Genomic DNA, 26,405 nt, shown 5'->3' with positions numbered 1-26,405 from the left:
GAACTCACAACAAGCGCTTTTTATAATAAATACAGCTTACAAAATGCACCGACTGTAAAAAAACTTTCAAATTAATGGTTGTGAAGGGAAATAAAAGAGAGGGGTAGAATTTAAATTAGAAATTTAATCCGGAAGTTATACAGGGCTGACCAGTATAACTTCCACAACATCGAAAAGTTTTTAATGGAGAGCGGCTGAGGAGGGATTTTGTTTCGTATCCACATCTTCCAGTGAGTGAGTCAGAACAAAGTAATAAACAACCTGCTCGCGCCCCTGGACTTCTGCTACCAGGTCAAAGTTGTACTCTCCCCGCTCCCCGGGAGAAATACGCACAGCGGCTATATGTTCAGGCTCAATAAACAGCTCGGCGACGGGTCGTTTACCGCGCATTACCTGAACCAACTTGGTACGGGCATCTTCAGCGGTGAAGCGCCAGTGGTAGTCATCATCATCGTATACTACCGAATCACTACTTCCGGCCCTGACGATGCAATTTGTATGCTCTGCCAGCCAGGGCCAAAACTCGCTGAACAACAGGGAGCTTTTCATAACGAATTAGTCATCCAGCTCAAGAACATCACTGTCAAGCGCAAGCTCTTCAGCTATTTGCTGACACCAGCGATTCAGCCGCTCTGTGGTCAGCTCTTCCTGCTGGTCTTCATCAATAGCCAGGCCGACAAACTTTGCTTCACCTTCGACTTCAGCTTTTGAGGCTTCATACTCGTAGCCTTCAGTGGACCAGTGACCGACTATAGTGGCTCCTTTTTCCACAATAACATCGTGGAGCATGCCCATCGCATCCAAGAAATAGTCGCCGTACCCAAATTGGTCTCCCAGGCCAAATAAAGCGACGGTCTTTCCGCTAAAATCGATTTCCTGCACATCCTCCCAGAACTCTTCCCAGTCAGATTGAATCTGACCAAAGTCCCAGGTAGGGATTCCAAAGATAAGATACTGATAATTAGCAATATCCAACTGGGTGACATCGGCAATATCAAACAGGTCTACATTGTCTTCGCCAAGGCGGGCGCGGATGCGCAAAGCTACAGACTCGGTATTACCCTCATCACTGCCATAGAACAAGCCGATTTTACTCACAGTCAACCCTCTCCGCCCAATCCGGGCCGCTACATACTAAATTACAAGGCGGCGTATTCTCCCAGCAATAACCGGGCTCAGCAAGTTACCTATCTGATCAGGTTTCGGCAGGAATAAAGAAAAATGCCCCCGGGGCAGCGGGGGCTAAGGGTTATGAACCTGCTGGGCCTTGGGGAAGGGTGCACCCAGCGGATCGCACAAGGAGTCTTTGGTTGGGGGGCCTAGGACTCTGAATCCTGGCTTGCAGAGCTTTCATCGCGCCGTTTCATTTGGCGCGCTTTGCGCTCACTCTTTAGCTGCTCTAGCTTGGCCTTCTGCTCATCAGTCAGAATGGCCTTAAACTGTTCTTTCATTTCGTTGCGGTTCTGCATCTCCTGAAGCTTTAGCTTGCCTAGCTCTTCGCCCAATTGATCCAGTGTCGCCTGGTCAGCGCCCGACTCAATCGCCGCATTTAATTCCTTGCGCAGCTCGATCATTTGCTCGCGCTGTGCCATTCTCGCCTCGCGGTTGCTCTCCCGGTTGGCCTTTAACTGTGCCTGCTGGCCTTCGGTCAACTCAAGCTGGCGGACCATATATTCAAATCCACGCCCCTGACCACCTTCACCACCGCCGAAAGCAAGTGCCGCAGGGGCAACCAGAACACCTACCAAGGCCAAGCTTCCCATTGCTTGTTTCCAGTGTTTCATTCCTACGTCCTCATGTTCGCGTTCAGTGACTACATAGTAAGCCCAGCTTGTGTAAACGGGGGAAAACACCGGTAAACATTTGTTAAGAACGGTAAAAAGCCCTATCGCCAGCGGTAACCAGCGCCAGCGCTTTGCATATAATGGCCACACAGAAACTGAGAGAACGCCATGAGCCGCATCCTTTTAATCGACGATGACACCGAACTCACCGACTTGCTAAGGGAGTACCTTACCGGAGAGGGTTTTCAGGTAACCGCAGCCAATGATGGTGGCCGGGGACTAGAGCTCGCTCAGAGCGAGAGCTTTGACGCTCTGGTTCTGGACGTCATGCTGCCCGTTCACAATGGCTTTGAAGTACTGCGCAAACTTAGGGAGGAGGCGTCAGCAGCAAGCCGCTCCCTACCGGTTTTGATGCTTACTGCAAAAGGGGACACTGTGGATCGTATCGTCGGCCTGGAAATGGGTGCCGACGACTACCTGCCCAAACCCTGCAATCCCAGGGAATTGGCGGCCCGACTGCGCGCAGTACTCCGCCGCGGCCGAGTCGAAGCTGAAGAGAGCGACGACACTCTTAGCAGCGGCCAGATTCGACTACTGCCTGCAGAGCATCAGGGTTATTGGAACGATCAGGCATTGGCTCTGACCGGCGCAGAGTTCGCCGTGCTCAAGGTACTGGTTCAGCATGCCGGCGAAGTGGTTGGCAAAGAGGTTCTCACTGAAAGTGCCCTTGGCCGTAAGCTGATGCCCTACGACCGCTCCATCGATGTCCATGTCAGTAACATTCGCAAGAAGCTCGCGGATAAAGGTGCCAGCCGCGACCTAATTATCAATATCCGAGGTGCCGGATATATGCTCACCCAGAGCAAGCAATAGGTTTTCCACGATGCGCAGTCTCTTCTGGAAAATGTTCTTTGGGGCCTGGATCACCGCCATGGTGATGGTTGTAGCCGCCATTTACATTACCCACTTCGGTGAATTCAGCGATCCCCGACAAGAGGAACGCTGGGAGGGCCCCGCCCTATTTCGCGAGGTCATGCGAAATATGCGAATCGCCCGCCGTCACGGTCCCGAACAATTCCAGCACTGGCTCGAGAAAGCCCCCAAAAAAGTCAAACGGCGGGTTTATGCGGTTGATCAACAGGGCAACGACATCCTCGGTCGCGAAGTGCCATCAAATATGGGCTCGTTGATCGACAGTCTTGATTACCGCAATCGCGAAGCTCACAAACTGGTAAATAACAAGCCCACTGTAGGCTTCTTCCTACCGCTGCGCACCGGAGACCCCCTGCGGATCGTCGTCGTTGCTGGAGATAGCAAAGAAGGCCTATTGCTGCGCTTCCTGTGGCGCAATTTCTGGCCGATGTTGCTGCTCTCCATGATTGCCTCGGGTCTAGCCTGCTACTGGCTGGCCCGCTACCTGAGCCGCCCACTGGAACAGCTGAGCGCCGCCACCAAGCGCGTCGCTGCCGGCGAACTGGACTACCGCGTGACCCCGTCCCTAAAGTCTCGAAATGATGAACTGACTGACCTGGCCCTGGACTTCGACTCCATGACCGCCCAGCTTCAAGAATCGATGTCCGAGCAGCGCCGCCTGATCAAGGATGTCTCCCACGAACTGCGCTCGCCACTAGCGCGCCTGCAAGTGGCACTGGCCATCGCCCGCCAAAAGCAAATAAACGGGCTCGACACAGAACTGGATAAAATCGGCAAGGCAGCGGACTACCTGGAAGATATTATTGCCGACGTGCTATCACTTCCTATTAGCAGCCAGGAACAGCGCCCCCTGGATGACGTAGTGGAAGTGAATGCCCTGATAAGCGCCCTGACGGAAGACCTCCACAGCGAAGCTGCTGACAAAGAGCTATCCTTTGAAATTCGCTCCGAAGGGGAAGAGCTCCTTGTCGCAACCCGGGGCAGCTCCCTGACCGCTGCCCTGGAGAACATCCTGCGCAACGCAATCAAGTACAGCCCCGAGCACGGCCGGGTCAAGGTGTCGATTAAAGAATCCTCAGATTCCTGCACCATCTCAGTCATTGACTCAGGTTCCGGCGTGGCAGATGAGGAATTGGAGGCTATTTTCCGCCCCTTCTATCGCACAGATAGTGCACGCACCCGGGAAAGTGGTGGCTTTGGACTGGGACTCGCTATCGCCCAGCGCACCATCCTGCATCACCAGGGAAGCATCAGCGCCAAAAACAGCCGGGATGCGGGCCTGTGTGTTGAGATTAAGCTCCCCCTGCTACATATTGCCGACGATTAAGCATCGCAGCAGCTAATATAAGCATCTCTACCGCCAGAGTTTTCTGGCGGTTGCTTCCTTGCACCCGCAAATAGCAAAGGAACCCGCTATGCGCTGGATTATTTATATTCTTATTGCCCTGGTAATTCTCGTGCTCGCGGGATACTTATTCCCACGCGAAGTCACTGTTCATCGCAGCGTATTTATCAACAAACCACCACAAGTGGTTTTCCCCTACGTTAATAATTTCCACAAATTCAACGAGTGGTCCCCATGGCGCCACATCGACCCCTCGGTACTCTATGAGTACAGCGGTCCCCAGGAAGGCGTCGGCGCCAAAATGAGTTGGCGCGGCGAAAACTCCAAAGCCGGAAGCGGTAGTCAAACTATCTTCGCCAGCAAGCGAGATTCTGTAGTCGCCACCAAGCTGGATTTTGGTGATGGCAGCCAGGCCACGGCAGAATTCCAGCTGGAACCAAAGGATGGCGGCACCCTTCTTACCTGGAACTTCCACAGCGATACCGGCGGTGGTCCCAGAGAACGCTGGATGGGCCTTGCAGTGAAAAAAATGGTGGGAGAGTCTTATGAACAAGGGTTGGAAAAACTTAAAAACCTGGTTGAAACAGCACCGGAAAATAGCACCTCCGACGGAACCTCCACCGATTCAGTTTCAGATATTCCATCCGATGTAGATGATGCAATGGGTGATGGCCCTCAGGGTGTCCCCAGTGAACTGCGAGACCAGAATGAAGAGGAAGCAGGAGAAACACAGGAAAACCAGCAGTAACACTCAGCAATTAAGAGTAGCGATTACTGAAATACAAAAAAGCCCGCAATTTGCGGGCTTTTTCTGTTTAAACCGACTTCGGTCGATTGCGCCGAGCAGCCGGTGCTGGCGACTTGCGCAACTTCCTGCGCTGGCGCTCCAGGTTTTGTTTCTCACCCTGGGTCAATGGGCGCTGGCCCAGTTTCGGCATTCCCGCCGTTACGCAGAGGTCATCGATCTCGCGGGGCTCCATCTCAATCCACTGCCCGACGCGCACATGGGAGGGAATAAAGACGCTGCCGTAGCGCACACGCTTCAAGCGGCTAACTCTAACTCCCTGGGACTCCCACAGACGACGCACCTCGCGGTTGCGGCCCTCCATCACTACACAGTAGAACCAGCGGTTTTTACCTTCACCACCACTCTCTACGATATCGGTAAAGCGCGCCGACCCATCATCCAACAACACGCCCTTGAGCAGACGCCGCCTCATTTCCTCATCCACATCACCCTGGATTCGAACCAAGTATTCGCGGTCGATTACCGAGGAGGGATGCATTAATTTATTGGCCAGCTCTCCGCTATTGGTAAACAGCAGCAAACCACTGGTATTGAAATCCAGGCGCCCAACAGAAATCCAGCGGCCGGTTTTCAGTCTCGGCAGGCGATCGTAGACCGTCGGGCGGCCTTCCGGGTCGTGGCGGGAGCATATTTCTCCAACCGGTTTGTTGTAGAGTATTACCCGGCAGCGATTCTGCTCTGCCGAAGGCAGCCGGCTACCATCAAACTCGATATGATCCGCGTCAGTTACGCGCTCGCCAAGCTCCGCCACTTTTCCATTTACGGTTACGCGGCCCGCATCAATTGCGCGCTCCATTTCACGGCGCGAACCGAGGCCGGTGCGCGCTAATACTTTCTGTAATTTCTCGCCTGCTGGCGGGGTACCATCACTCATGGGGTGGTGCTTTCCACTTGTACTACTTCTTTGGAATCTTCATCGACATCAGCATTTGCCTCCACCGACTCCTCGGCGACCTCTTCAACTGTGTCGTCTTCGGCAAACATACTGCTGGGTGGTAACGTTGCCGTTAGAGAGTTCTCGCTCTCTTCTTCTACTTGCAGCGATTCAACGCTGCTTCCCTCATCACTGTGAAGTTCACTCTCTTCACTTAGATCAACATTTACATCCAACTCCGAATTACCTTCAGAGTCTTCCTGCTCCATTTCCCACTGGATCTCTGCTGCCGCAGTTTCCACTGGATCTTCCTCTGCATCCGTCTCGGCGGGCACTGCATCGGCATCTACTCCGGACTCAGACTCGGTCTCGGTCTCGGTCTCGGTCTCGGTCTCGGTCTCGGCACCTGATGCTTCAGCAGCAACTTCCTCAGCCAAAGCTTCTACCAGGGCATCGTCTATATCTTCGTGTTCAGCCGCAGGGGCTTTAGTAGAGGATTCTGCCTCGGTGTCTTGCTCTGACTCAGAATCTTCCAAAGCACCATTGTCCACCTCGGACTCTCCCTCCTCTGGAACCGGCTCTGGGGGCAAACCTTCCTGTTCCAGAATCTGGTTCAGACTCTCGATATCGCGGATCTCCGCCAGAGTCGGCAAATCATCCAGGGTGCTCAAATTAAAATAATCGAGAAACTCCCGGGTTGTTGCGTAGAGAGACGGCTTACCGGGCACGTCCCGCTGCCCCACAACTTTAATCCAACCGCGCTCCAGCAGGGTTTTAACAATATGCGAACTCACCGCGACGCCGCGGATATCCTCGATATCACCACGGGTTACCGGCTGTCGATAAGCGATAATGGCGAGGGTCTCCAAGGTTGCACGGGAATACCGTTGCGCCTTTTCCTCCCACAGCCGATTCACCCATGGAGCCAGGTCTTCCGGCACTTGAAAACGCCAACCACTCGCGACTTTCTTCAGTTCAAACCCTCGGTCAGCACAACTCTGGGCGATTTCTTCAAGCACATCTCTCAGGGTAGTCTTGGAGGGTTGCTCTTCCTCGTCCAGCAAAGACAACAGCTTTTCTTCACTGAGAGGCTGGCCCGCGGCCAACAGGGCGCCTTCGACGATTTTGCGCAGTAATTCGGGGGCGATTGTCATCTTCTATTTTCTAACTCGAATACATTTCCGACGCTTTATCCGAGGCCTCTATAGCGTCCTCTGGATCTTCAACCTCTTCGAGAGTCTGATCCTCAAGCTCGCTATCAGCACCGTCTTCGCTTTCACTGCTGTGGGTAGCAGCGCGAGCTCGCACGTGGATCGGGCCAAAAGCTTCATTCTGCACCAGCTCCACCAGAGACTCTTTTACCAGCTCCATCACTGCTAGGAAGGTCACTACGACACCGAGGCGACCCTCCTCAACGGTAAACAGGCTGACAAAGGGCACAAACTGGCCGTGGCGGATCTTATCCAGCACCTGGGTCATACGCTCGCGGGTGGACAACTTCTCCCGCTCAACCTGATGGCTCTCAAACATATCCGCACGCCGCAGCACATCAGCCAAGGCGACCAGGACTTCTTTCAAGTCAATTTCAGGGTCGGGGCGTGTGATACTGCGATCGGGAGCCTCTGCATTGGCCTGATGGACATCCCGGCCAACACGGGGGATTTCATCGAGATCCTCAGCTGCAGTTTTGAAACGCTCATACTCCTGCAAACGGCGAATCAGAGCCGCCCGGGGGTCCTCGCCTTCTTCCTCCTCCGCTTCAGGCGGTCGCGGCAACAGCATCCGCGACTTTATTTCCGCCAACATAGCGGCCATTACCAGATACTCGGCGGCCAAGTCAAAGCGAATTGCCGTCATCATCTCCACATACGCCATATATTGATGGGTAATGTCGGAGACGTTGATCTCGAGAATATCCAGGTTTTGGCGGCGAATCAGGTATAGCAGGAGATCCAGAGGCCCCTCGAAAGCCTCCAGAACAACTTCCAAAGCATCTGGTGGAATAAAGAGATCCTGCGGGAGGTCGTTAAAGATTTCGCCCTGCACCAAAGCCAGGGGGGAATCCTCATCCGAGTCCTGGCCCTGCGATTCCGCATCGCCAGCCTGGGCAGGAGCTTCATCATCGCTCGCCGCAACCTCGGCCAGCACTTGCTCCTCGACCTCTGCTAGTAACTCATCACTGGACACCCTGCCCCACCCTTAATCGTGCAAACGCGCGATTATACACGGCGCCGCAGCTTTCAGCCGAGTATTTCGTCAGTTGCCCCACATCCCTGACGAATCAGTTGGGGCTCATCACCCGTCAGGTCGATCACAGTGGTGGGCTCCAACCCGCAGAAACCGCCATCGATAACCAATTCCACCTGGTGCTCCAGGGTATCGCGGATATCGTAAGGTTCGGTTAGGGGCTGTTCTTCGCCGGGCATAATCAGGCTACAGCTCATCAACGGCTCGCCCAATTCTTCAATCAGGGCCAGGGCGATGGGATTATCCGGCACGCGAATACCGATGGTCTTGCGCTTCGGATGAATTAACCTGCGCGGCACCTCGGCGGTCGCCGGCATAATAAAGGTATAGGAACCCGGCGTATGATTCTTTAACAACCTAAACATCTGGTTGTCGACCTTGGCATAGGTCGCCAGCTCCGATAGGTCTCGGCACATCAATGTGAAGTTGTGCTGCTTGTCCAGCTGGCGCACTCCTCGAATGCGCTCAACCGCCAGCTTCTCTCCCAGTCGACAGCCTATGGCGTAAGCTGAATCGGTGGGAAAAACAATAACGCCCCCTTGGGCGACGATCTCTGCTGCCTGAGTGATCAGGCGGCCTTGAGGATTATCCGGATGAATCTGAAAAAACTGCGCCACAAAGCCCCCCAAAAGCCTTACCGATTGAAAATACCTCACTGCCATCCACCAGGCTTAAAGCCGGACGATGGCCCCCAATTCACAAGCCGGAATCAGGGCAGCGAAACGTGACCTCGCTGTTCCCGGTGCAGAGTGTGCCACAGATTCCACACCGGCTCGACGTCTGCGGGCAACCTGACACAACCCAATTCACGCCAGGGCTGCTCCGGCTGGTGAAAATCGCTGCCAAGAGAGCAATATGGCATCGATTTGCCCGCTGCTTCCGCAGCCGAGAGTAACAATTTCTTTAACTCTCGGGTCTGTGTCGGGTTTTGCCGACCGCACAGCAGCTCTACCGCATCCCCATTTTCTTCAAGAAAAGCTCCCAGCAGTCGCAATAACTGTGTGCGCGTCAATCCGTACTTAAGCGGGTGGGCTAATACCGCATAACCACCAGCACTGTGAATAGTGGCGATGGTCTCACTCAACTGGGGCCACTCAACTCTCACATCTCCTACTTTGCCAGCCCCCAGGTAACGCTTAAACGCCTTACCGGTATCGTCTATATGCCCAGCTTCCACCAGCCATCGTGCGAAATGGGGCCTACCCAGTACCGAGTCGCCCGCCAGGGCACGCCCACCCTCCAAGGCACCGCTAAAGCCACGCTTTTCCAGCTTCTCCGCGATACGCTCTGCCCGTTCCTCGCGCAACTGCTCACGCAGCTGAATGGCTTCTTGCAGAGGCCCCGATTCGGGATTGATGTTCAGGCCTACAATATGTACGGGTCTGCGCCCCCAAAGACTGGAGAACTCAATCCCCGCAACCACATCTACGCCCAAACAGTCACCTTCCTGTTGAGCCTCAGGCACACCATCCACCGTATCGTGGTCGGTCAGGGCGAGCATCGTCACACCTTGGGATTTCGCTCTCGACACCAGCTGCGCAGGACTTAAAATACCGTCAGACGCGGTACTGTGGCAGTGCAGATCTACCAGGTCTGTATTCAAATCGGCTGAAAGGGTCTTCAACAACAGGCTCTCACTCAGTTCGACGATGAAAAAGATCGCCATATCCGTCTTTTCAGGAACAATCGCCCTATTGCGCTGTCTATGCGGCACTCGGCGTTTTCAGGGATAAGGCCCGAACTAGCAGTCACTCACAGGTGACTCGCCAGGGCCGAAGTCTGACAGTAGTTTTGTCAGCGGGGAAATTGAACGGGCTATCAGCCCCATCAGTTTCCAGCGGGCATTATCACCGGAATTGAGTATGACCGAAACGAATTCGACCACGACATCTCCCGAGAAGCCTAAAAAGGAAGGGTTTCTCAGTAATATCGCCTTCAATGTCATTATTCCGACATTGATACTGACCAAACTTTCCGGGGATGACTGGTTGGGCCCAACCTGGGCATTGATAGTGGCCCTGGCCTTCCCTCTGGGTTATGGCCTTCGCGACCTCCTGCGCCTGGGCAAGGTCAATTTCTTCTCAGCCCTCGGGTTTATTGGCATCCTGCTCACTGGCGGCATCAGCTTGCTCAAGCTGGACCCGCAGTATATTGCGATTAAGGAAGCTGCAATCCCTGGCCTACTGGGTGTTGCAACGGCACTATCCGTTTATACCCGCTGGCCGCTGGTCAAAACCCTGCTTTACAACGATCAAATCCTGAATACGACAAAGATCGCCGAGTCATTACAGGCCAATGGTAACCAGCCAGCCTTCGACCGCACCTTGCGCCAGACTTCATGGATCGTTGCCGGGTCATTCTTTTTCTCCTCGGCACTGAATTACATTCTCGCCAAAATGATCGTCACCAGCCCGCCGGGCACAGAGGCCTACAACACCGAGCTGGGCGAAATGACCGCCTATGGATATCTGGTTATTGCGATCCCATCAACCCTGATTCTGATGGGTGCACTCTTTTTCCTGTTCTCCCGTATCGGCAAGCTGACCGGGTTGAAGCTGGAAGAAGTGATGGTCGCGCAATAACACCTAAAAAAAACTAACAAGAGCATTCAAAACAATGTGGTACGCAATCATCAGTGAAGATGTTAGCGATAGTCTCCCTTTACGCAAAAAAGCCCGCGCCGGTCATTTGGCCCGACTCAACCTTCTCAAAGATGAAGGTCGTCTCCTGGCTGCCGGCCCAAACCCCAGCATCGACAGCGAAGAGCCCGGTGAAGCCGGCTTTACCGGCAGTCTGGTAATTGCTGAATTCCCCTCTTTGGAGGAGGCCAAAGCCTGGGCTGACAGTGACCCCTATATCGAAGCAGGCGTCTATGCGTCGGTTACAGTCAAGCCCTACAAGCTTGTACTGCCCTGATAAAAACTCTAACTAACAAGCTGCATCACAATGAAGAAATTACTGTCCGGTGTGCTCGCCGTAGCGCTGTTGAACTCAGCGCCAGCAGCACTTGCAGCGGAGACCCGCTATATTACCGACCAACTTCACGTGCCCATGCGCTCTGGCAAAGGCAATGAATTCCGGATTCTGCACCGCGGCCTGGCCAGTGGTACCGAACTGGCTCTGCTCGAAGATGCCGCCTCGGACGGCTGGGCAAAAGTGCGCACCCCCAACGGCACTGAGGGCTGGATCAGACGCCAATACTTGGTCAGTGAGCCCGTGGCAAAACTAAAGCTGGCAACTGCAGAAGCCAACCTGGCCCGCTTTGAAAAAATGGAAGGTAACCTAGGGGGAGAAGTTCGCCGGCTGGAGACAGAAAACGGCGAACTGAATAGCGCCCTGACTTCTGCCCAGCAGCAGAGCCAGGAATTGGCCGCCGAACTCAAGAGCCTGAAGTCCCTTTCTGCCGACGCAATTTCGCTCAACGATCGCCATCAAAAGCTCCTGCATCAGTACGAGTTGCTGAAACAGGAAAAAAGCATGGCGGAAGCGGAAATTCAGCGCCTGTCCGGTAGCGATGCCCGCAAGTGGCAAGTGTACGGTGCCCTATCCGTTGTATTAGGCGCTATTCTAGCGATGATTGCCCCCCATGTGCGCCCACGCAAACGCAATTCCGAGTGGGCCAACTGATCTCCCTCGCTACAACCAAAATCGCTTACTATACGACTGCGGGAGTGCTGAGAAGCACCCCGCAGGCAGCGATACCCAAATATTTATCCTTTCTCTTTATCCATACGCTGACACAGTAGTAAACCGATTGACCCCGGACATTCAAAGGACACGGATGATGCGTAAGTTACTCACTTTTCTTTTTTGTACTCTGTTCAGTCTTCCAATATTTGCTCAAAACCCTCAGGTGGAGCTTAAGACCGACTTGGGCATTATTCGCGTCGAGCTGTTCCCCAAGAAAGCTCCTGTCACAGTAGAGAATTTCCTCACCTATACCGATAGCGGCTTCTACGATGGCATTATTTTTCACCGCGTTGTGCCAGGATTTGTCGTCCAGGCTGGGGGCTTCACTTTCGACTTCCAGAAGAAAGAAACTCGCGACGCTATCGCCAATGAATCAGCTAACGGACTGCAAAACCTGCGCGGCACTCTCTCCATGGCACGGACCAACAACCCCGATAGCGCCACGTCTCAGTTTTTTATAAACCTGGTCGATAACACCCGCCTGGATGCCAGCGAGAACAAGCCTGGCTACGCGGTTTTCGGCAAAGTCATCGAAGGTATGGATATCGTAGAAAAAATCGAACGGGAACCCCGCGGGCTCTATCGCCAGCACCCAGAGGCCCCCAATATTCCAATCCGCATACTTTCAGCAAAACGAGTTACCTCCAGCGACAACAGTGTCGCTGAACACAGCAAGGGAGAATAAGCAGTGATAGCTCTCAGTGTAAACCTCAATAAAATCGCCTTAATTCGCAATTCCCGCGAAGGCAACTTTCCCGACGTAATCGCCCACGGGCGCACTTGCCTCGACGCCGGAGCCCAGGGGCTGACCGTACACCCCCGTCCAGACCAACGACATATTCGCCCCGGCGACGTGCGCGACCTGGCAGAACTCTGCGCCAGCCGCAAAAACATAGAATTCAACGTTGAAGGCAACCCCTTCGCCGCTCCCCTGGGGGACTACCCCGGCCTCATACCACTGGTTTTGGAAACCAAACCAGACCAATGCACTTTGGTTCCCGACACTAATGATCAGCTCACGTCTGATCACGGCTTTGACCTCAAGCAAGATGGAGATCGATTAGTTCCGATAATTGATCAACTTAAAAATGCCGGGATACGTGTCAGCCTGTTTATGGATCCAGACCTGGACCAAATCAGCCTGGCCAAACAGGTCGGTGCTGACCGTATTGAGCTCTACACAGGCCCCTACGCCGAAGCCGTAACCAAACAGAGCCCAGAGCTGGAAACAATTTTTTCTGCCCACTGTGCCGCCGCTGAGCACGCACATCAGTTGGGGCTGGGGATTAATGCCGGCCATGACCTCAACCTGGTTAACCTACCGCGCTATCGCACATTACCGGGCTTGCAGGAAGTCTCCATAGGCCACGCCTTTACTGTCGATGCTATCAGCATGGGCCTGGAGAATGCCGTTAACGCCTACGTCGACTGCCTCGCTGGAAGCTGATGCAAAGCCTCAACATTATTGGCGCAGGCCGCCTTGGTAAAACCCTGGGGCGGCTGTGGCAGGAGAGCGGTGTATTTGGGCTGCAGTCAATTTACAACCGCAGTCTCGAAAGTGGACAAAGTGCCTGTCGATTTATCGGTGCAGGCAATGCTGTTGATTCCCTCTCAGCAATGCCTTCAGCAGACCTATGGCTGATTGGTTGTATCGATAGTGAAATCGCTATATTTGCGCAGAGACTTGCCGATAGCGGGCTGGTCGATGAGCGCACTATTATATTCCACTGCAGTGGCGCTCTCAGCTCTAAAGAACTAGCCCCCTTGGGACCCGCTCTGGTTGCCAGTGCTCACCCGGTTCACAGTTTTGCCGAACCGGAAACCTCGCTGCAAACATTTGCCAAAACCAGCGTCGCTGTCGAAGGGGATAGTCATGCGGTAGAGGTTATTTCTGCGGCTTTTGCAGCCATTGGCTGTGAAACACTGGCTATTGATCCCCTTAACAAGTCTCTGTACCACGCTGGGTCAGTGATCGCCTCCAACTACCTCACCACCCTAATGGACCTGAGTTTACAGAGCTTTGCAGCCGCTGGCATAGAGCGGGACAGTGCTCTTCGCCTGTTGGCGCCGATTGTTTCACAGACTCTGCAAAACAATTTGGAACTGGGACCAGAGAGGTCGCTGACAGGTCCCATTGCCAGGGGGGATGTGGAAACCGTTGGAGCCCAGGTGGAAAGCCTTGCATCAGTAGATAGCCAACTGGCACTTTGCTATCGCCATCTGGGCCTCGCCTGTGTAGAGTTGGCGCGGCGCGGCTCGCTCTCACCTGAGAGCGCAGCCAGATTGATCGAACTGCTGAGTGAGCCAACGCGGTGAAAGACTCCTCCGAATACCTGGAAAAGAAAGCCTTCTTCGATAGCCTCCTGACAATTTATGGGCGCAAGCCCGTGCTCGAGGCTCTCGAGGATTTATCTGTACCCGTCCATAAATTACATCTGGCCAGCAGCAACCGGCGCGACCAGCTAATCCAGCGAATGGAAACCCTGGCGGAAGAGCGCCAGATTGAAATTGCTTACTGGGATCGCAAGGGCCTGTCCCGGATTTCGAAGAATTCCCGTCAGGACCAAGGTGTAGCCCTCGACCTGGCCCTGCCCCACTACGGCAGAGCGGAGGACTTTTTACAGAAGGTTGCAGCCCCAGAGCACAAAAACACCTATGAACTTCTGGCCCTGGATGGCATAACCAACCCTCAAAACCTGGGCATGATTATTCGCTCAGCCTGTGCCGGCGGCATCGATGGAATCATCCTGCCAAAGAAAGGCTGTGCACAAATAGACCCCCTCGTTATCAAAGCCAGCACAGGCACCCTGTTTAAAACCCGGATTTTGCGCTGTGACAAATTGGCAGCCACCCTGGGGGAGTTCCGCGAAGCGGGGGCTCAGGTTTGTGGGCTGTCATCCCACGCCCGAACCACCTTGAAAGAGGTCTCCAGTAAAGTCTCCACAATTTTTGTGCTGGGCAATGAAACCCACGGTGTTAGCGATGCCGTCGCAGCTCAGTGCAATGAACTGGTGCGTATCCCCATGCAAAACGATGTGGAAAGCTTGAATGTGGCGGTCACGGCCGCACTAATTAGCTTCCGTCGAGAAATCTAACTCTGCCCCTGTGGGAGGTACCCGCCTCCCACTCCCTCAACTTATCCCACGAGTTCAACCCCAGTCTATCCAGGATTATCCACTACCCACAGATTCTGTGGATATCTCTGTGACTAACTTAGAGTAGTAGGCCGCAAAGGCCCGCCATTTGGTCTTTGTGACAATATGAAGAAAAAATAAACAACCCGGGAAACGCTCAAAAAATCAACGAGTTAGAGAAAACTTAGCTAAGCGTTTAGCGACAATCCGTACCAATTAAAGATCGAATAGAGAGAAGGGGCCGCTGTGGAAAATGAGACGCGAAGCCCAAAACAAAAAAAGAAAGGGGTGCTAAGCACCCCCTCTCGATTCTGCAGTTACTCCCACTCAATTGTCGCAGGAGGCTTGCTGGAAACGTCGTAGACCACACGAGAGATATGCTCTATCTCATTGATAATGCGGTTCGAAACCTTCTCAATCAGCTCATAGGGGAGATGCGCCCAGCGCGCTGTCATAAAGTCCACAGTCTCTACCGCGCGAAGAGCAACCACGTATTCATATCGACGGCCATCACCGACAACACCCACAGATTTTACCGGAAGGAATACGGCAAAGGCCTGGCTGGTTTTGTGATACCAATCGGCGTTGTGCAACTCCTCGATAAAGATCGCATCCGCCTCTCTCAGAATATCGGCATATTCCCGCTTTACCTCACCGAGAATCCGCACCCCCAGACCCGGTCCCGGGAAGGGGTGACGGTAAACCATATCGTAAGGCAGGCCCAGCTCCAGACCAATCTTACGAACCTCGTCTTTGAACAGTTCACGCAGGGGCTCTACCAGCTCAAACTGCATATCCTCCGGTAAGCCGCCCACATTGTGGTGAGACTTAATCACATGTGCCTTGCCGGTTTTTGCGGCGGCGGACTCAATAACGTCTGGGTAAATAGTGCCCTGAGCCAGGAATTTCACGTCCTGTAACTTGGAAGCTTCGCGATCAAAAATCTCAATAAAGGTATTACCAATGATTTTGCGCTTGGCCTCAGGGTCTTTTTCACCTTGAAGACGCCCAAGGAAATCCTCTTCCGCATCAGAACGGATAACGCGAACGCCCATATTGTCGGCGAACATCTGCATTACCTGGTCGCCTTCGTTTTTACGCAGAAGGCCATTATCTACAAATACGCAGGTCAGCTGATCGCCAATAGCCTTGTGCAGCAAAGCGGCTACCACAGAGCTGTCGACACCACCGGATAAACCGAGCAGCACCTTGCCCTCGCCCACCTGATCGCGGACTTTAGCAATAGAGTCTTCAATAATGTTCGCGGGAGTCCAGAGTTTCTCACACCCGCAAATATCAATCACAAAGTGCTCATAAATACGCATGCCTTGCAGGGTATGAGTCACTTCCGGGTGGAACTGTACACCGAAGAAATTCTTCTCAGCGTGGTACATACCGGCAATTGGGCAGGAATCAGTGGAAGCCAGCAGTTCAAAGCCCTCAGGCATCGCCACTACCTTGTCGCCGTGACTCATCCAAACATCCAGTAGGGCACTGCCATCATCAGCGATATGATCTTTGATATCGCTCAACAGGTTGGATTGGCCTTCAGCTTTTACCTGGGCATAGCCGAATTCGCGAATATCGCTACCCTGTACGGTACCTCCAAGCTGATGGGCCATGGTCTGCATGCCATAGCAAATGCCCAGTACCGGCACGCCCAGGTTATAAACCGCTTCCGGCGCACGCGGGGAGCCCTCTTCCGGTACCGACTCGGGGCCACCGGCGAGAATAATGCCTTTGGGCTGATACTCACGAATTTCCTCTTCGGTCATATCGAAAGCGCGAATTTCAGAAAATACGCCCAGCTCGCGAACACGGCGGGCAATCAATTGTGTGTACTGGGACCCGAAGTCGAGAATGAGTATTCGGCTGGAATGGATATCTTGGCTCATGACTTACTCGATAACTGGATTAAATAACGGCAAACGGACCTTAAAGGTCCGCTTGCTGCTTGTTCCGTCTTAGGGAGCCTCTCAATAACTCCGTGATACCTCTGGCATGCAGAGCGGTTCACAATCAAGGCGCGGCTTCGCAGGAATGTCTAGACCTTTCAAGAAGTCGCAACGCGGAGTGTGAATCGCTCTGCAAGCCCCGAAGGGCGGTCCTTGAAGGCTGCAGAGGCATTACGGAGTTATTCAGAGGCTCCCTAGTTTTTCACCTGGAGAAGGTCGAAGGCTTAGCGTCGGCCCACCGGGTAGTTGGGGGCTTCTTTGGTAATTTGAACGTCGTGGACATGGGACTCACCCATACCGGCTGCCGTGACCCGCACAAACTCAGGACGAGTGCGCATGGTCTCGATATCGACACTGCCGGTGTAACCCATGGCTGAACGCAAACCACCCATCATCTGATGAACAATGGCTGACAGCGGGCCTTTATAAGGCACTCGACCTTCGATACCTTCCGGTACCAGTTTTTCAGCGCCCTTACTCGCATCCTGGAAATAGCGATCGGAAGAACCCTGGGTGCGAGACATAGCACCGAGAGAACCCATCCCACGATAGGACTTGTAAGTACGGCCCTGATAGAGCTCAACTTCGCCCGGCGCCTCTTCGGTACCGGCGAACATGGAACCCATCATAACTGATGAGGCGCCGGCAACAATTGCCTTGGAGATATCGCCGGAGTAACGGATACCACCGTCGGCGATCATGGGCACACCAAATTCTTTAAGGGCTGTGGCAACCTCTGCAATTGCCGTCACCTGGGGTACGCCGATACCCGTTACGATACGGGTGGTACAGATAGAACCCGGGCCAATACCCACTTTAACCGCATCCGCACCGGCCTCAACCAGTGCACGCGCTGCATCAGCCGTAGCAATGTTGCCACCGATCACGTCCACCTGGGGGTGCATTTCCTTAATGCGGCGCACGCGCTCGATCACGTTGCGGGAGTGACCGTGGGCGGTATCTACTACCAGCACATCAACGCCGGCTTCTACCAATGCAGCTACGCGATCATCGGTGTCCGGGCTGGTGCCCACAGACGCGCCCACACGCAGGCGACCGTCGGAATCCTTACAGGAGTTCGGGTACTGCTCTGCTTTGTTAAAGTCTTTAACAGTGATCAGGCCGCGCAACTCAAAGTTGTCGTTAACCACCAGTACCTTTTCGATACGGTGTTTATGCAGCAGTTCGCGTACTTCGTCGGGGCTCGCATCTTCGTGGGCCGTCACCAGACGCTCTTTCGGCGTCATGATGCTGGCGACACTGACGTCGAGATCAGTTAAGAAGCGAACGTCGCGGCTGGTAACGATACCAACCAAATCGCCACGATCCATTACCGGTACACCGGAAATATTGTGGTGACTGGTCAGCGCGATCAACTCGCGCACAGTGGCATCGGACTCAATAGTAATTGGGTCTTTTACAACACCGGCTTCGAACTTCTTCACCGCGCGAACGGCAAGAGCTTGCTCTTCTATCGACATACTCTTGTGAATAATGCCGATACCCCCTTCCTGGGCCAACGCAATGGCCAGGCGAGCTTCCGTCACTGTATCCATAGCAGCGGACACAATGGGGATGTTCAGGGTAATGTTGCGGGAGAGTTGGGTTTTTAAACTCACATCCTTGGCCGTGACCTCGGAATATCCGGGCACAAGTAGGACGTCGTCAAAAGTGAGGGCTTCGCGCGCGATGCGCAGATTGGATTCAGACATTGTTGACACTCAAACCTCGAATAGGCGGGATTGGGTATCGGCGCGATTATACCTCTACGCGCCCAAAGCGCAAACATCAATTTGCAGAAAAACGGATTTGTTCAGTAAAGCTCTTTACCTATCAGGGCGATACTGCAATATTGCTCCGCCAAATGTGCCCGACGAGATTCACCGATGCAGACAACTCCCCCAAGCCAAAATGCCAAGCGCAGCGTGCTGTCGGTAAGCGACCTGAATCGGGAAGTTAAACATCTTCTGGAAAGCAGTGTGCCCCTTCTATGGATCAGCGGGGAGATTTCCAATTTTTCAATACCCAGCTCCGGGCACTGGTATTTTAGCCTTAAAGATGCGCGGGCCCAGGTGCGCTGCGCCATGTTTCGCGGTCGCAATCGCAGTGTCGCCTTTCGGCCGCAAAATGGTCGCGAGGTTTTAATTCGGGCCAGGGTGAGCCTCTACGAAGGGCGCGGAGAATTCCAGTTAATCGTTGAGCATATGGAGGAAGCCGGCTTTGGCGCCCTGATGCGCCAGCTGGAACAGCTCAAAGCAAAACTGAATGCTGAGGGCCTGTTCGATACAAGCAGAAAACGCTCTCTTCCGTTTTTGCCAACCAATATCGGCATTGTCACTTCCCCAACCGGAGCGGCAATACGGGATATGATTCACGTATTGGGCAGGAGGCACCCTTCGGCACAAATTGAAATCTGGCCGGTAGCCGTTCAAGGCCAGGGTGCCGCTCAGCAAATCGCGGCGGCGATTGAAAAAGCGGGCCGCAGTGGTCGCCACGATTTATTAATTGTCGGTCGCGGCGGAGGCTCCCTGGAAGACCTGTGGTCTTTTAATGAAGAAGTTGTCGCCCGCGCACTGGCCGCAAGCCCTATTCCCACTATTTCTGCAGTCGGTCACGAAACCGATACGACCATTGCAGATTTAGCCGCAGACCTGCGCGCACCCACCCCTTCTGCCGCAGCGGAAATAGCCAGCGCCAATGCTGCAGAAATTTTACAAAGGCTTGAGCACATCCAGCGCAGATTGCACCGCGCCATGGACAACCATCTAAAACATTCATCCCAACAGGTTCAATTGCGACGCAACCGTTTGCGCCACCCCAAGGAGCAGCTCCTCAACCAGGCCCAACGACTGGATCATTTGGAGATGCGCCTGGTAGCAGCTTGCCAACAGCAAATCCAAAGTCGCAAATCCCAATTGGATTCCGCCTCCAGAGCTTTTGCCCACAACCTACCGACACTCCGACTCGACAATAGTCGAAAGCAGTTAATTCAACTCAAGGGAAACCTAGAGCGTGCGATACAACTGATATTACAGCGCGGCAGCGACAAACTCTCCCACGGGGCCCAATTACTACAAAACATCAGTCCCCTGGCAGTATTGCAGCGAGGCTACGCCATTGTTCTGGATTCAGAAAATCGCGCAATTCGCGATAGTGCAGAATTGGATACCGACCAGCAAGTCCATATTAAGCTGGCCAAAGGGAACTTCACTGCAAAAGTTAAAACCATCGAAAACTGATTTCTTTAACAATTAAAGGGCGCAAATCAAGCGACACTATAATGGTTGAGGTAGAGTGCCTTCGGAGCAATATATGGATAGTGAATCTACTGCTATCCACCTCAACCAGTGGACTTTAATACTACTTTCAGTACTACTGCTTGCCCTTGCAGCCTGCACGGAACCAGAGCGTGATTCTGGAGTAGCCGAATCAGTCACCATGTCAGCTGCCGAAGCGCAGGATGCCGACAAGCGATCAGGACAACTGCCTGAAGTAACCCCCGCTAAAGAACAGCAAGTCAACTACATCGAAGCCGGTGACCTTAGGGACATAAGAAAACACGGCACAATTCGGTTCGTTAATTTAACCGGTGCTTCCGAGGACCTGCTACCTCGTGACGATGTGGTGAGTCTCCGTCACTTCGAACTGGCCAACAAACTGGCCAAACAGTTAAAGCTGGAACCCAAGTGGATAAAAGCTGAAACGCCCGATGATGCGGTGCAAATGCTGATCGATGGCCAGGCAGATGTAATCGCCTATAACCTGACTGTCACTGACGCCCGTGAAGAAATTATTGACTTCACGGTTCCTCTTCGCCATTCGCGGTTAGTACTCGTCACTGGTCCTGAGGGTCCAGATATTTCAGATGCGAGCAAATTAAAGGACCTGGAATTTATTATCCCCGCCGGCTCCTCTATTAAAGAAACTGCAGAGCAACTTGTTGCCGAAAATCCAAACTCAAACCTAACTATTCGAGAAATTGATATTAATGGTAACCGAGATACCCTGCTGGATATCATCAATGGCCAGAAGAACCGGGTTGCTATTTTGGAGGATTTTTCAGCCCAGGATTTGCGCAATTACCGCGATGACATGCGGATTGGTGCAGATGTATCTGAAGTACAAAATATTGCCTGGGGCGTACGCAAAGACTCCAAACGCCTGCATACCACTCTCGATAATTTTTTGACCCGCAACCTGGTTAAATCCCAGGAAGAACGCATTACCGATTGGAAGGGTATTAAAAAATCGGGGGTAATCAGGCTACTCACTTATAACGGGCCGACAACCTATTTCTTATGGAAAGGGGTATTAATGGGGTTTGACTACGACCTGGCCCAGGCTTTTGCCAATAAGCACAAGCTCCAACTCCAGGTTATTGTTGTCCCCTACGAGGAAGACCTTGCCGACTGGTTGAGGGCGGGTCGCGGTGACTTTGCCGGGGCCGAACTCAATATTACCAGTGCCCGTGAAGACCAGGGCATGGTATTCACCAAGCCCTATGTCGAATCCACAGACCAGATCGTCAGTGGTAAAGGCAGCCCCCCTATTACCCAGATTCAGGATCTTAATGGCCGTAAATTAACTCTACGCGCCTATTCATCATTTATTGAAACCGCTGAAACACTGAAAGAAGCAGGTATCGATGTCGATATCCGTGTGGCGCCGCCAGATATTTCCCAGTCACAAATCTTCTCATTAATCGCCGACGGGCTGGTAGATGCGACCATATCCCACTCCGGTCGAGCCAAGATTGAGGCATCCGTTCAGCCACAACTGGTACTCGGAACCCTGATCGGTGACCCGCGTCCACAGGGCTGGATGGTATTAAGACAAAATTGGCACCTGCTACAGAACTTGAATAAGTTTTTGAAAAATTACAGAAAAACGAGCCAATATCAAAAACAATACCAGGCTTATTTTGAGCCGAACAAACGATTTACCCAGCGAGTAAGTTCCCGGGTAATACCGGGAGAAAACCTCTCTCCTTACGATGAGCTGGTGAAGGAATCCGCCTTTAAATACGATTTTGATTGGCGCATGATCGTCGCGCAAATGTGGCAGGAGAGCAATTTCAACCCTAAAGCCGTATCTCCAGTTGGCGCGCAGGGATTGATGCAGGTAATGCCTGCCACAGCCGAGGAAATGGGATTTCCTCCGCCGCTGTTCGAACCTGAAAGAGGTATTAAAGCGGGGGTAAAATATATGGATTGGGTGCGAGATCGATTTAATCCCGCTTTGCCAACCGTAAATAAACTCTGGTTTACTCTCGCTTCCTACAATGCAGGATACGGCCACTTACTCGATGCCCAACGGCTGGCTAAAGAATTGGGACTGGATCCCAATGTGTGGTTCGACAATGTGGAAGTCGCCATGCTGAAACTGGCCCAGCCCCAGTACTTTAAACGGGCTAGATACGGCTATGTGAGAGGCTCCGAGCCGGTGCAGTATGTACGCAATATCAGCAATCTATACAAAGCCTATGTGGAAATGATGAGCGATGATGTGACAGTCCGCCCTCCTCTACAGCGCCTGCCTGGCAAAATCTATTGTGAACCCGGGGATGTGCCTGAGGGCGTTATTCAGCGGATGCCCACTTACTCCTCGCCCTAGGCAGCCACAAGTCCTTACAAGGTTAAAACGATTTTCCCGGTGATAGTACCGGACTCCAGTAATTTATGGGCCTCAACCGCCTGATGCAGAGGAAACTCAGCGGCTAGTTGCGGCCGCACTTTACCCGCTTCAATTAGCGGCCAAACCTTTTCTTCCAGCGACTTCGCAATACCGGCTTTAACTTCTGGCGAGCGAGCCCTCAAGGTTGAGCCGGTCAATGTAAGTCGTTTCAACATCACCGGCATCATATTTACTTCTACTTTAGCGCCAGCCAGGTAGGCAATATTCACGATTCTGCCGTCGTTAGCGGCCACACGAATATTGCTATTGATATAGCTACCGCCCACCATATCCAAGATAACATCAGCTCCGTGATCATCAGTCATCTCGCGCACAACGGAGACAAAATCTTCATCCCGATAGTTAATCGCCTTCTCCGCTCCCAACGCCACACAGGCTGCGCATTTATCTTCTGTTCCCGCAGTAGTGAAAACCCGGGCTCCCAATTGATGGGCCAGCTGGATCGCCGTGGTACCAATGCCAGAGGAACCACCATGGATTAAAATCACCTCGCCCGGTTTTAAACCGGCGCGGTCAAATACATTAGTCCATACGGTGTAAAAAGTTTCCGGCAATGCAGCTGCCTCAATAAGACTAAGGCCTGCGGGGACCGGGAGGCATTGTCCCTCTGGAGCTACTGCAAACTCTGCGTAGCCTCCACCATTGGTCAGGGCACAAACTTTATCCCCCACCTGCCAGCGCACAACTTTTTCCCCGACTTCAACAACCTCACCAGCCACTTCCAATCCCAATACCGGCGATGCTCCAGGAGGTGCCGGATAATGCCCTTGGCGCTGCACAATATCAGGGCGATTAACCCCAGCTGCGGCTACACGGATAAGGACTTCGTCTGCACCTGGAGCAGGCTTATCCATCTCCTGCAATTGCATGACTTCAGGCCCACCAAATGTAGGCAGATCAATAAACCGCATATTTTTCCCCTTTATAGGTTCACTTTTATTGCCACGCTAACAAAACAAGAGTATCAAAAATCATCAAGCAGTTTTTATTCAACACGCAACCCAATAAAAAACGGCCAGCCCCATCACAACTTTTAATTGTGAAAAGGAACTGGCCGTTTCGAAGTTTGTTAACTTAAAAATATACCCTTTAAGCTAGCAATTTTTAGCTGTAGTTACAGTTCGTAAAGAAACTCAACCCCCATAACACGACCTTTATTCAGTGGGGTAAAGCTGGCACCGATACCGCCTAGTTTTACTGGCAGCTGGGTATCATTAGCCTCATTCACTTCATCCAACATGTTCTTGCCGAATACAGAAACTGTGTACTGACCACTATCAGGGGTAAATCCAATACTGAAGTCGAGCATTTCCACTTCAGACAGCATACCCTTGTTATCATCCGTATATGGCGCTTCATCGCGATGATTAAAGTTAATGCGGGAAGTCAGGGTTCCGAGGGAGCCCAGGGACAGGTCGTGCACCAACCCTACACCATAAGTCCAGGGCGCCAGGCGAGGAATCTCTAGGCCCAGGTCTTTATCATCCACAACACCATCAAAATTCAGGTCACCCAGTACCTTATCGTAATCGCCATCCACATAGCCCACATTGAAGGTAAACAGCAGGTTGTCACTCAGTGCCGCCATCGCCTCCAATTCCGCACCGCGAATAGTGGCATCAGCGGTATTGCGGATAATCTGGGCCACACCAGACAATGCATCAGCGAGGTTTTCCTCCCGCTGCATATCATAAATAGTGTTGTGGAATACCGCCATATTGGTGCGCAGGCGGCCATCAAGCCAATCTACCTTGGCCCCAACTTCAAAGCTGCTTTGCTCTTCCTGATCTGTTACCTGCGGGGTGTAAGGCATTCCTGTGGTCGGATCTATGCCTGCATTACGGAAGTTATACCCTCCACTGCGGAAACCCTTGGTCCAGAATGTGTAGAGCTGCGTCTCATCTGAGACAGTCCACTGTAAACCAATTTTGGGAGTAAAGGCATTCCAGCTTTCACTATCTTCAAAGTCATAAGCAGCACAGCCGTCCAGTGTGCAGAGGTTCAGGGGAATAGAAGCAATCTTCGCGTCTTTCTCCTCACTCGAGTAGCGTCCACCAAGCGTTAGCACCCAAGCTTCGTCCAAGTCGATATCAGCCTGGGTAAAGAATCCATAAGTACTGTGATCCTGCACACCACCACCGGTCCAATCGAAAATGCCGCCTTCACCATCGGCCAGTAAACGATTTTCCAGGTAGGTTACATCCTGGGAGAACCAATAGACACCGGCAGTGATGGCCGTGCGACCGAAACGGCCGGCATAGCGCAACTCGTTACTCAATTGGCTCTGGTCCACACTTGAGTCCGCATGGAAACCGACAAAAGGCAGGGAATCAATATCCCCCAAGCCCCGCGCCTCATATTCACGCCAAGCCAGGATATTTGTGATGGTGCCATCACCGAATTCAACATCTTTATTAAACTCAGTAATGATCTGGGTCCACTCATCTTTTTGATAACCCTCTTCGTCCTGGGCTACCTCAAAAGAGTCTTCACTATTATCCCAATCAGGAATACCGTAAGCCTCCGCAATCTGGGTCGCGCTGGGATAGGCAATAAAACCGTTACCAGTATCAACTACATAAGCTTCATTGCCACGGTTTTGAGCGACAACCCCATCGGAGTCCATGCGCCCGTGCTCCATCCGCACAAGCAGCTCTGCCGTTTCATTGAGTTGAACACTAAAGCTTGGGCGAATAAACCAACTGTCAGAGGCACCGGCATTATCATTGCCGGTGGCAACATTTTCGAACCAGCCGCGGTCATCGTTGTAGTAAACGGTCAAGCGGCCGTTAACATCGTCAGAGATGGCACCATTGATTGAACCCGCAGTCACCACATCCAGATTGTCCGTTGTGGACACCTTGAAGCGAGCAGAGAACTCATCGGTTGGGCGCGCTGTTTTAACAACGACAGCACCACCGGTAACATTACGGCCAAATAATAGGCCCTGGGGACCACGGAGAACTTCGATACCCTCCAGATCAAACACATCGGTAACAACACCCGCATTCACACCGAGGTACATACCATCGACAAAGACCCCAACAGTGGGATCAATTGATGGAATAGAGCTATTCACTCCAAGACCTCGAACAGTGAAATTTGCCGTATTTTTTACAGTACCCACATCCTCCAGCTGGACATTGGGCATTTTGAAAGAAAGGCTTTGTAAATCCTTAGTTTGCAGAGCCTCCAGCTGGTCACCGGAATAAGCGGTAGCCGCTACCGGAACATCCTGAAGTAATTCAGCGTCTGCACGCTTACGGGCTGTTACCTGCACTTCTTCCATAAGGGTGCCGACTGCTCCCTCTGCGGCATAACTGGGGCTAATACCACTGGCTAACCAAAGAGTTGCTACGGAACAGGCGGAAAGCAGAGCAGAGTGCTGCTTGGGTTTTGACGGACTTCCCATGTTTTCTCTCCATTGTTTTATTTTTTTTATGTACAACAACGGACTTATCGCAATCGGTACTGCCTGGCCCCACCGCTCTACCTCTATAAAGAGGCTCCGACTAAGTGAAGCTCCGATTCAAGACCGCGCTGATAAAGATGCACAGATTTCGTTGTGAATCTGTGACATGGACAGGTTACAGGCTCGCAACCGTGTGTGGAAGTCTATTTAACGTAAATGTCTGTAAAAATAACTCAATTAGTCTGGAAAGTTCTTTCAACTTGAAGAAAAAAATTAACGGGAATGGAAAAAATAAAATTATGCACTGTTTAAGGGCGATACCCTAAGTTGCCCTTTTACTTAGAAAATTGATTATTTTCAAAAAAGCCAATGACAATATGTATCTAAACCACCCCAAAAACACAAAACTTTTTGTCTATTTTAAATTGATGCGCTCTCAGCTCTTTTAGATTAGCCTGAAAGTGCCCTTCGATGTTTCAGGTTAACGGCAATTCAAAACTAATAAACTCAATTAACCTGGTACATTTAA

24 protein-coding genes are annotated in these 26,405 nt (G+C 52.5%); 12 read left to right on the top strand and 12 right to left on the bottom strand.

Annotated features, from left to right (window positions below; translation table 11 throughout):
- Positions 1-180 precede the first annotated feature (180 nt).
- The 3 genes from ACJJI5_RS07860 to ACJJI5_RS07850 all read right to left on the bottom strand — a co-directional run bounded on the left by ACJJI5_RS07860 (position 181) and on the right by ACJJI5_RS07850 (position 1,784).
- The gene (locus ACJJI5_RS07860; RefSeq protein ID WP_444907635.1) at positions 181-549 is read right to left on the bottom strand and encodes a hypothetical protein; all 369 of its coding nucleotides are present in this window, start codon (positions 547-549) and stop codon (positions 181-183) included.
- A 6-nt stretch (positions 550-555) separates the two neighbouring features.
- Entirely contained in the window at positions 556-1,098 is a 543-nt protein-coding gene (locus ACJJI5_RS07855) for a flavodoxin (RefSeq protein ID WP_445355951.1), read from the bottom strand.
- 221 nt (positions 1,099-1,319) lie between these two features.
- Positions 1,320-1,784, bottom strand: coding sequence for a Spy/CpxP family protein refolding chaperone (locus tag ACJJI5_RS07850; RefSeq protein ID WP_444907633.1), 465 nt, complete (start codon positions 1,782-1,784; stop codon positions 1,320-1,322).
- A gap of 168 nt (positions 1,785-1,952) precedes the next feature.
- Between ACJJI5_RS07850 and ACJJI5_RS07845 the strand changes: the two genes are divergently transcribed.
- The 3 genes from ACJJI5_RS07845 (at position 1,953) to ACJJI5_RS07835 (ending at position 4,810) form a co-directional block, all read left to right on the top strand.
- Positions 1,953-2,657: a response regulator gene (locus ACJJI5_RS07845; protein WP_413662835.1), complete on the top strand. Its 705-nt coding sequence runs from the start codon at positions 1,953-1,955 to the stop codon at positions 2,655-2,657.
- A gap of 10 nt (positions 2,658-2,667) precedes the next feature.
- Entirely contained in the window at positions 2,668-4,044 is a 1,377-nt protein-coding gene (locus tag ACJJI5_RS07840; protein WP_445355950.1) for an ATP-binding protein, read from the top strand.
- Positions 4,045-4,132: 88 nt separating this feature from the next.
- On the top strand, positions 4,133-4,810 hold the full coding sequence (locus ACJJI5_RS07835; RefSeq protein ID WP_444933844.1) for an SRPBCC family protein: 678 nt from the start codon (positions 4,133-4,135) through the stop codon (positions 4,808-4,810).
- A gap of 67 nt (positions 4,811-4,877) precedes the next feature.
- Here the strand turns inward: ACJJI5_RS07835 and rluB are convergent, their stop codons facing one another.
- From rluB to ACJJI5_RS07810, 5 genes are all read right to left on the bottom strand, one after another.
- On the bottom strand, positions 4,878-5,744 hold the full coding sequence (gene rluB / locus ACJJI5_RS07830) for a 23S rRNA pseudouridine(2605) synthase RluB (RefSeq protein ID WP_444907630.1): 867 nt from the start codon (positions 5,742-5,744) through the stop codon (positions 4,878-4,880).
- Positions 5,741-6,898, bottom strand: coding sequence for an SMC-Scp complex subunit ScpB (gene scpB / locus ACJJI5_RS07825; RefSeq protein WP_445355949.1), 1,158 nt, complete (start codon positions 6,896-6,898; stop codon positions 5,741-5,743). Before scpB ends, rluB begins: the two co-directional genes overlap by 4 nt.
- A gap of 10 nt (positions 6,899-6,908) precedes the next feature.
- Positions 6,909-7,931: a segregation and condensation protein A gene (locus ACJJI5_RS07820; protein ID WP_445355948.1), complete on the bottom strand. Its 1,023-nt coding sequence runs from the start codon at positions 7,929-7,931 to the stop codon at positions 6,909-6,911.
- A 53-nt stretch (positions 7,932-7,984) separates the two neighbouring features.
- Positions 7,985-8,608 (bottom strand): L-threonylcarbamoyladenylate synthase, encoded by a 624-nt coding sequence (locus ACJJI5_RS07815; RefSeq protein WP_282933701.1) that lies wholly within the window; start codon positions 8,606-8,608, stop codon positions 7,985-7,987.
- 92 nt (positions 8,609-8,700) lie between these two features.
- The gene (locus ACJJI5_RS07810) at positions 8,701-9,657 is read right to left on the bottom strand and encodes a PHP domain-containing protein (protein WP_445355947.1); all 957 of its coding nucleotides are present in this window, start codon (positions 9,655-9,657) and stop codon (positions 8,701-8,703) included.
- Positions 9,658-9,853: 196 nt separating this feature from the next.
- Between ACJJI5_RS07810 and ACJJI5_RS07805 the strand changes: the two genes are divergently transcribed.
- The 7 genes from ACJJI5_RS07805 (at position 9,854) to rlmB (ending at position 14,776) form a co-directional block, all read left to right on the top strand.
- Positions 9,854-10,573: a VC0807 family protein gene (locus tag ACJJI5_RS07805; RefSeq protein WP_282933704.1), complete on the top strand. Its 720-nt coding sequence runs from the start codon at positions 9,854-9,856 to the stop codon at positions 10,571-10,573.
- A 34-nt stretch (positions 10,574-10,607) separates the two neighbouring features.
- On the top strand, positions 10,608-10,907 hold the full coding sequence (locus ACJJI5_RS07800) for a YciI family protein (protein ID WP_108734042.1): 300 nt from the start codon (positions 10,608-10,610) through the stop codon (positions 10,905-10,907).
- A 30-nt stretch (positions 10,908-10,937) separates the two neighbouring features.
- Positions 10,938-11,618 (top strand): TIGR04211 family SH3 domain-containing protein, encoded by a 681-nt coding sequence (locus ACJJI5_RS07795; protein WP_282933705.1) that lies wholly within the window; start codon positions 10,938-10,940, stop codon positions 11,616-11,618.
- 157 nt (positions 11,619-11,775) lie between these two features.
- Positions 11,776-12,366, top strand: a complete 591-nt coding sequence (locus tag ACJJI5_RS07790) for a peptidylprolyl isomerase (protein WP_445355946.1) — start codon at positions 11,776-11,778, stop codon at positions 12,364-12,366.
- A 3-nt stretch (positions 12,367-12,369) separates the two neighbouring features.
- On the top strand, positions 12,370-13,128 hold the full coding sequence (locus ACJJI5_RS07785; RefSeq protein WP_445355945.1) for a pyridoxine 5'-phosphate synthase: 759 nt from the start codon (positions 12,370-12,372) through the stop codon (positions 13,126-13,128).
- Positions 13,128-13,997, top strand: a complete 870-nt coding sequence (locus ACJJI5_RS07780; RefSeq protein ID WP_445355944.1) for a Rossmann-like and DUF2520 domain-containing protein — start codon at positions 13,128-13,130, stop codon at positions 13,995-13,997. Before ACJJI5_RS07785 ends, ACJJI5_RS07780 begins: the two co-directional genes overlap by 1 nt.
- Positions 13,994-14,776: a 23S rRNA (guanosine(2251)-2'-O)-methyltransferase RlmB gene (gene rlmB, locus ACJJI5_RS07775; protein WP_445355943.1), complete on the top strand. Its 783-nt coding sequence runs from the start codon at positions 13,994-13,996 to the stop codon at positions 14,774-14,776. Before ACJJI5_RS07780 ends, rlmB begins: the two co-directional genes overlap by 4 nt.
- Positions 14,777-15,132: 356 nt before the next feature.
- Here rlmB and guaA read toward each other — a convergent pair whose 3' ends face one another.
- Together guaA and guaB are read right to left on the bottom strand one after the other, a co-directional pair.
- Positions 15,133-16,710 (bottom strand): glutamine-hydrolyzing GMP synthase, encoded by a 1,578-nt coding sequence (guaA, locus tag ACJJI5_RS07770; RefSeq protein WP_445355942.1) that lies wholly within the window; start codon positions 16,708-16,710, stop codon positions 15,133-15,135.
- A gap of 284 nt (positions 16,711-16,994) precedes the next feature.
- Entirely contained in the window at positions 16,995-18,482 is a 1,488-nt protein-coding gene (gene guaB / locus ACJJI5_RS07765) for an IMP dehydrogenase (RefSeq protein WP_282933710.1), read from the bottom strand.
- Between the two features lie 174 nt (positions 18,483-18,656).
- Between guaB and xseA the strand changes: the two genes are divergently transcribed.
- Positions 18,657-20,009 (top strand): exodeoxyribonuclease VII large subunit, encoded by a 1,353-nt coding sequence (gene xseA, locus ACJJI5_RS07760; RefSeq protein ID WP_445355941.1) that lies wholly within the window; start codon positions 18,657-18,659, stop codon positions 20,007-20,009.
- Between the two features lie 73 nt (positions 20,010-20,082).
- On the top strand, positions 20,083-22,383 hold the full coding sequence (locus ACJJI5_RS07755) for a transporter substrate-binding domain-containing protein (protein WP_444925570.1): 2,301 nt from the start codon (positions 20,083-20,085) through the stop codon (positions 22,381-22,383).
- Between the two features lie 14 nt (positions 22,384-22,397).
- On the opposite strand, the gene ACJJI5_RS07750 is transcribed toward ACJJI5_RS07755, so the two are convergent.
- Both ACJJI5_RS07750 and ACJJI5_RS07745 read right to left on the bottom strand, forming a co-directional pair.
- Positions 22,398-23,375, bottom strand: coding sequence for an NAD(P)H-quinone oxidoreductase (locus tag ACJJI5_RS07750; protein ID WP_445355940.1), 978 nt, complete (start codon positions 23,373-23,375; stop codon positions 22,398-22,400).
- 203 nt (positions 23,376-23,578) lie between these two features.
- Positions 23,579-25,876, bottom strand: a complete 2,298-nt coding sequence (locus tag ACJJI5_RS07745; RefSeq protein WP_445355939.1) for a TonB-dependent receptor — start codon at positions 25,874-25,876, stop codon at positions 23,579-23,581.
- Positions 25,877-26,405 lie beyond the last annotated feature (529 nt).

It is taken from the genome of Microbulbifer maximicatervae (SeqCode), assembly GCF_052467955.1.
The sequence above is the reverse complement of the archived record's forward strand: the minus strand, read 5'-3'. Positions and strand labels throughout refer to the sequence as shown.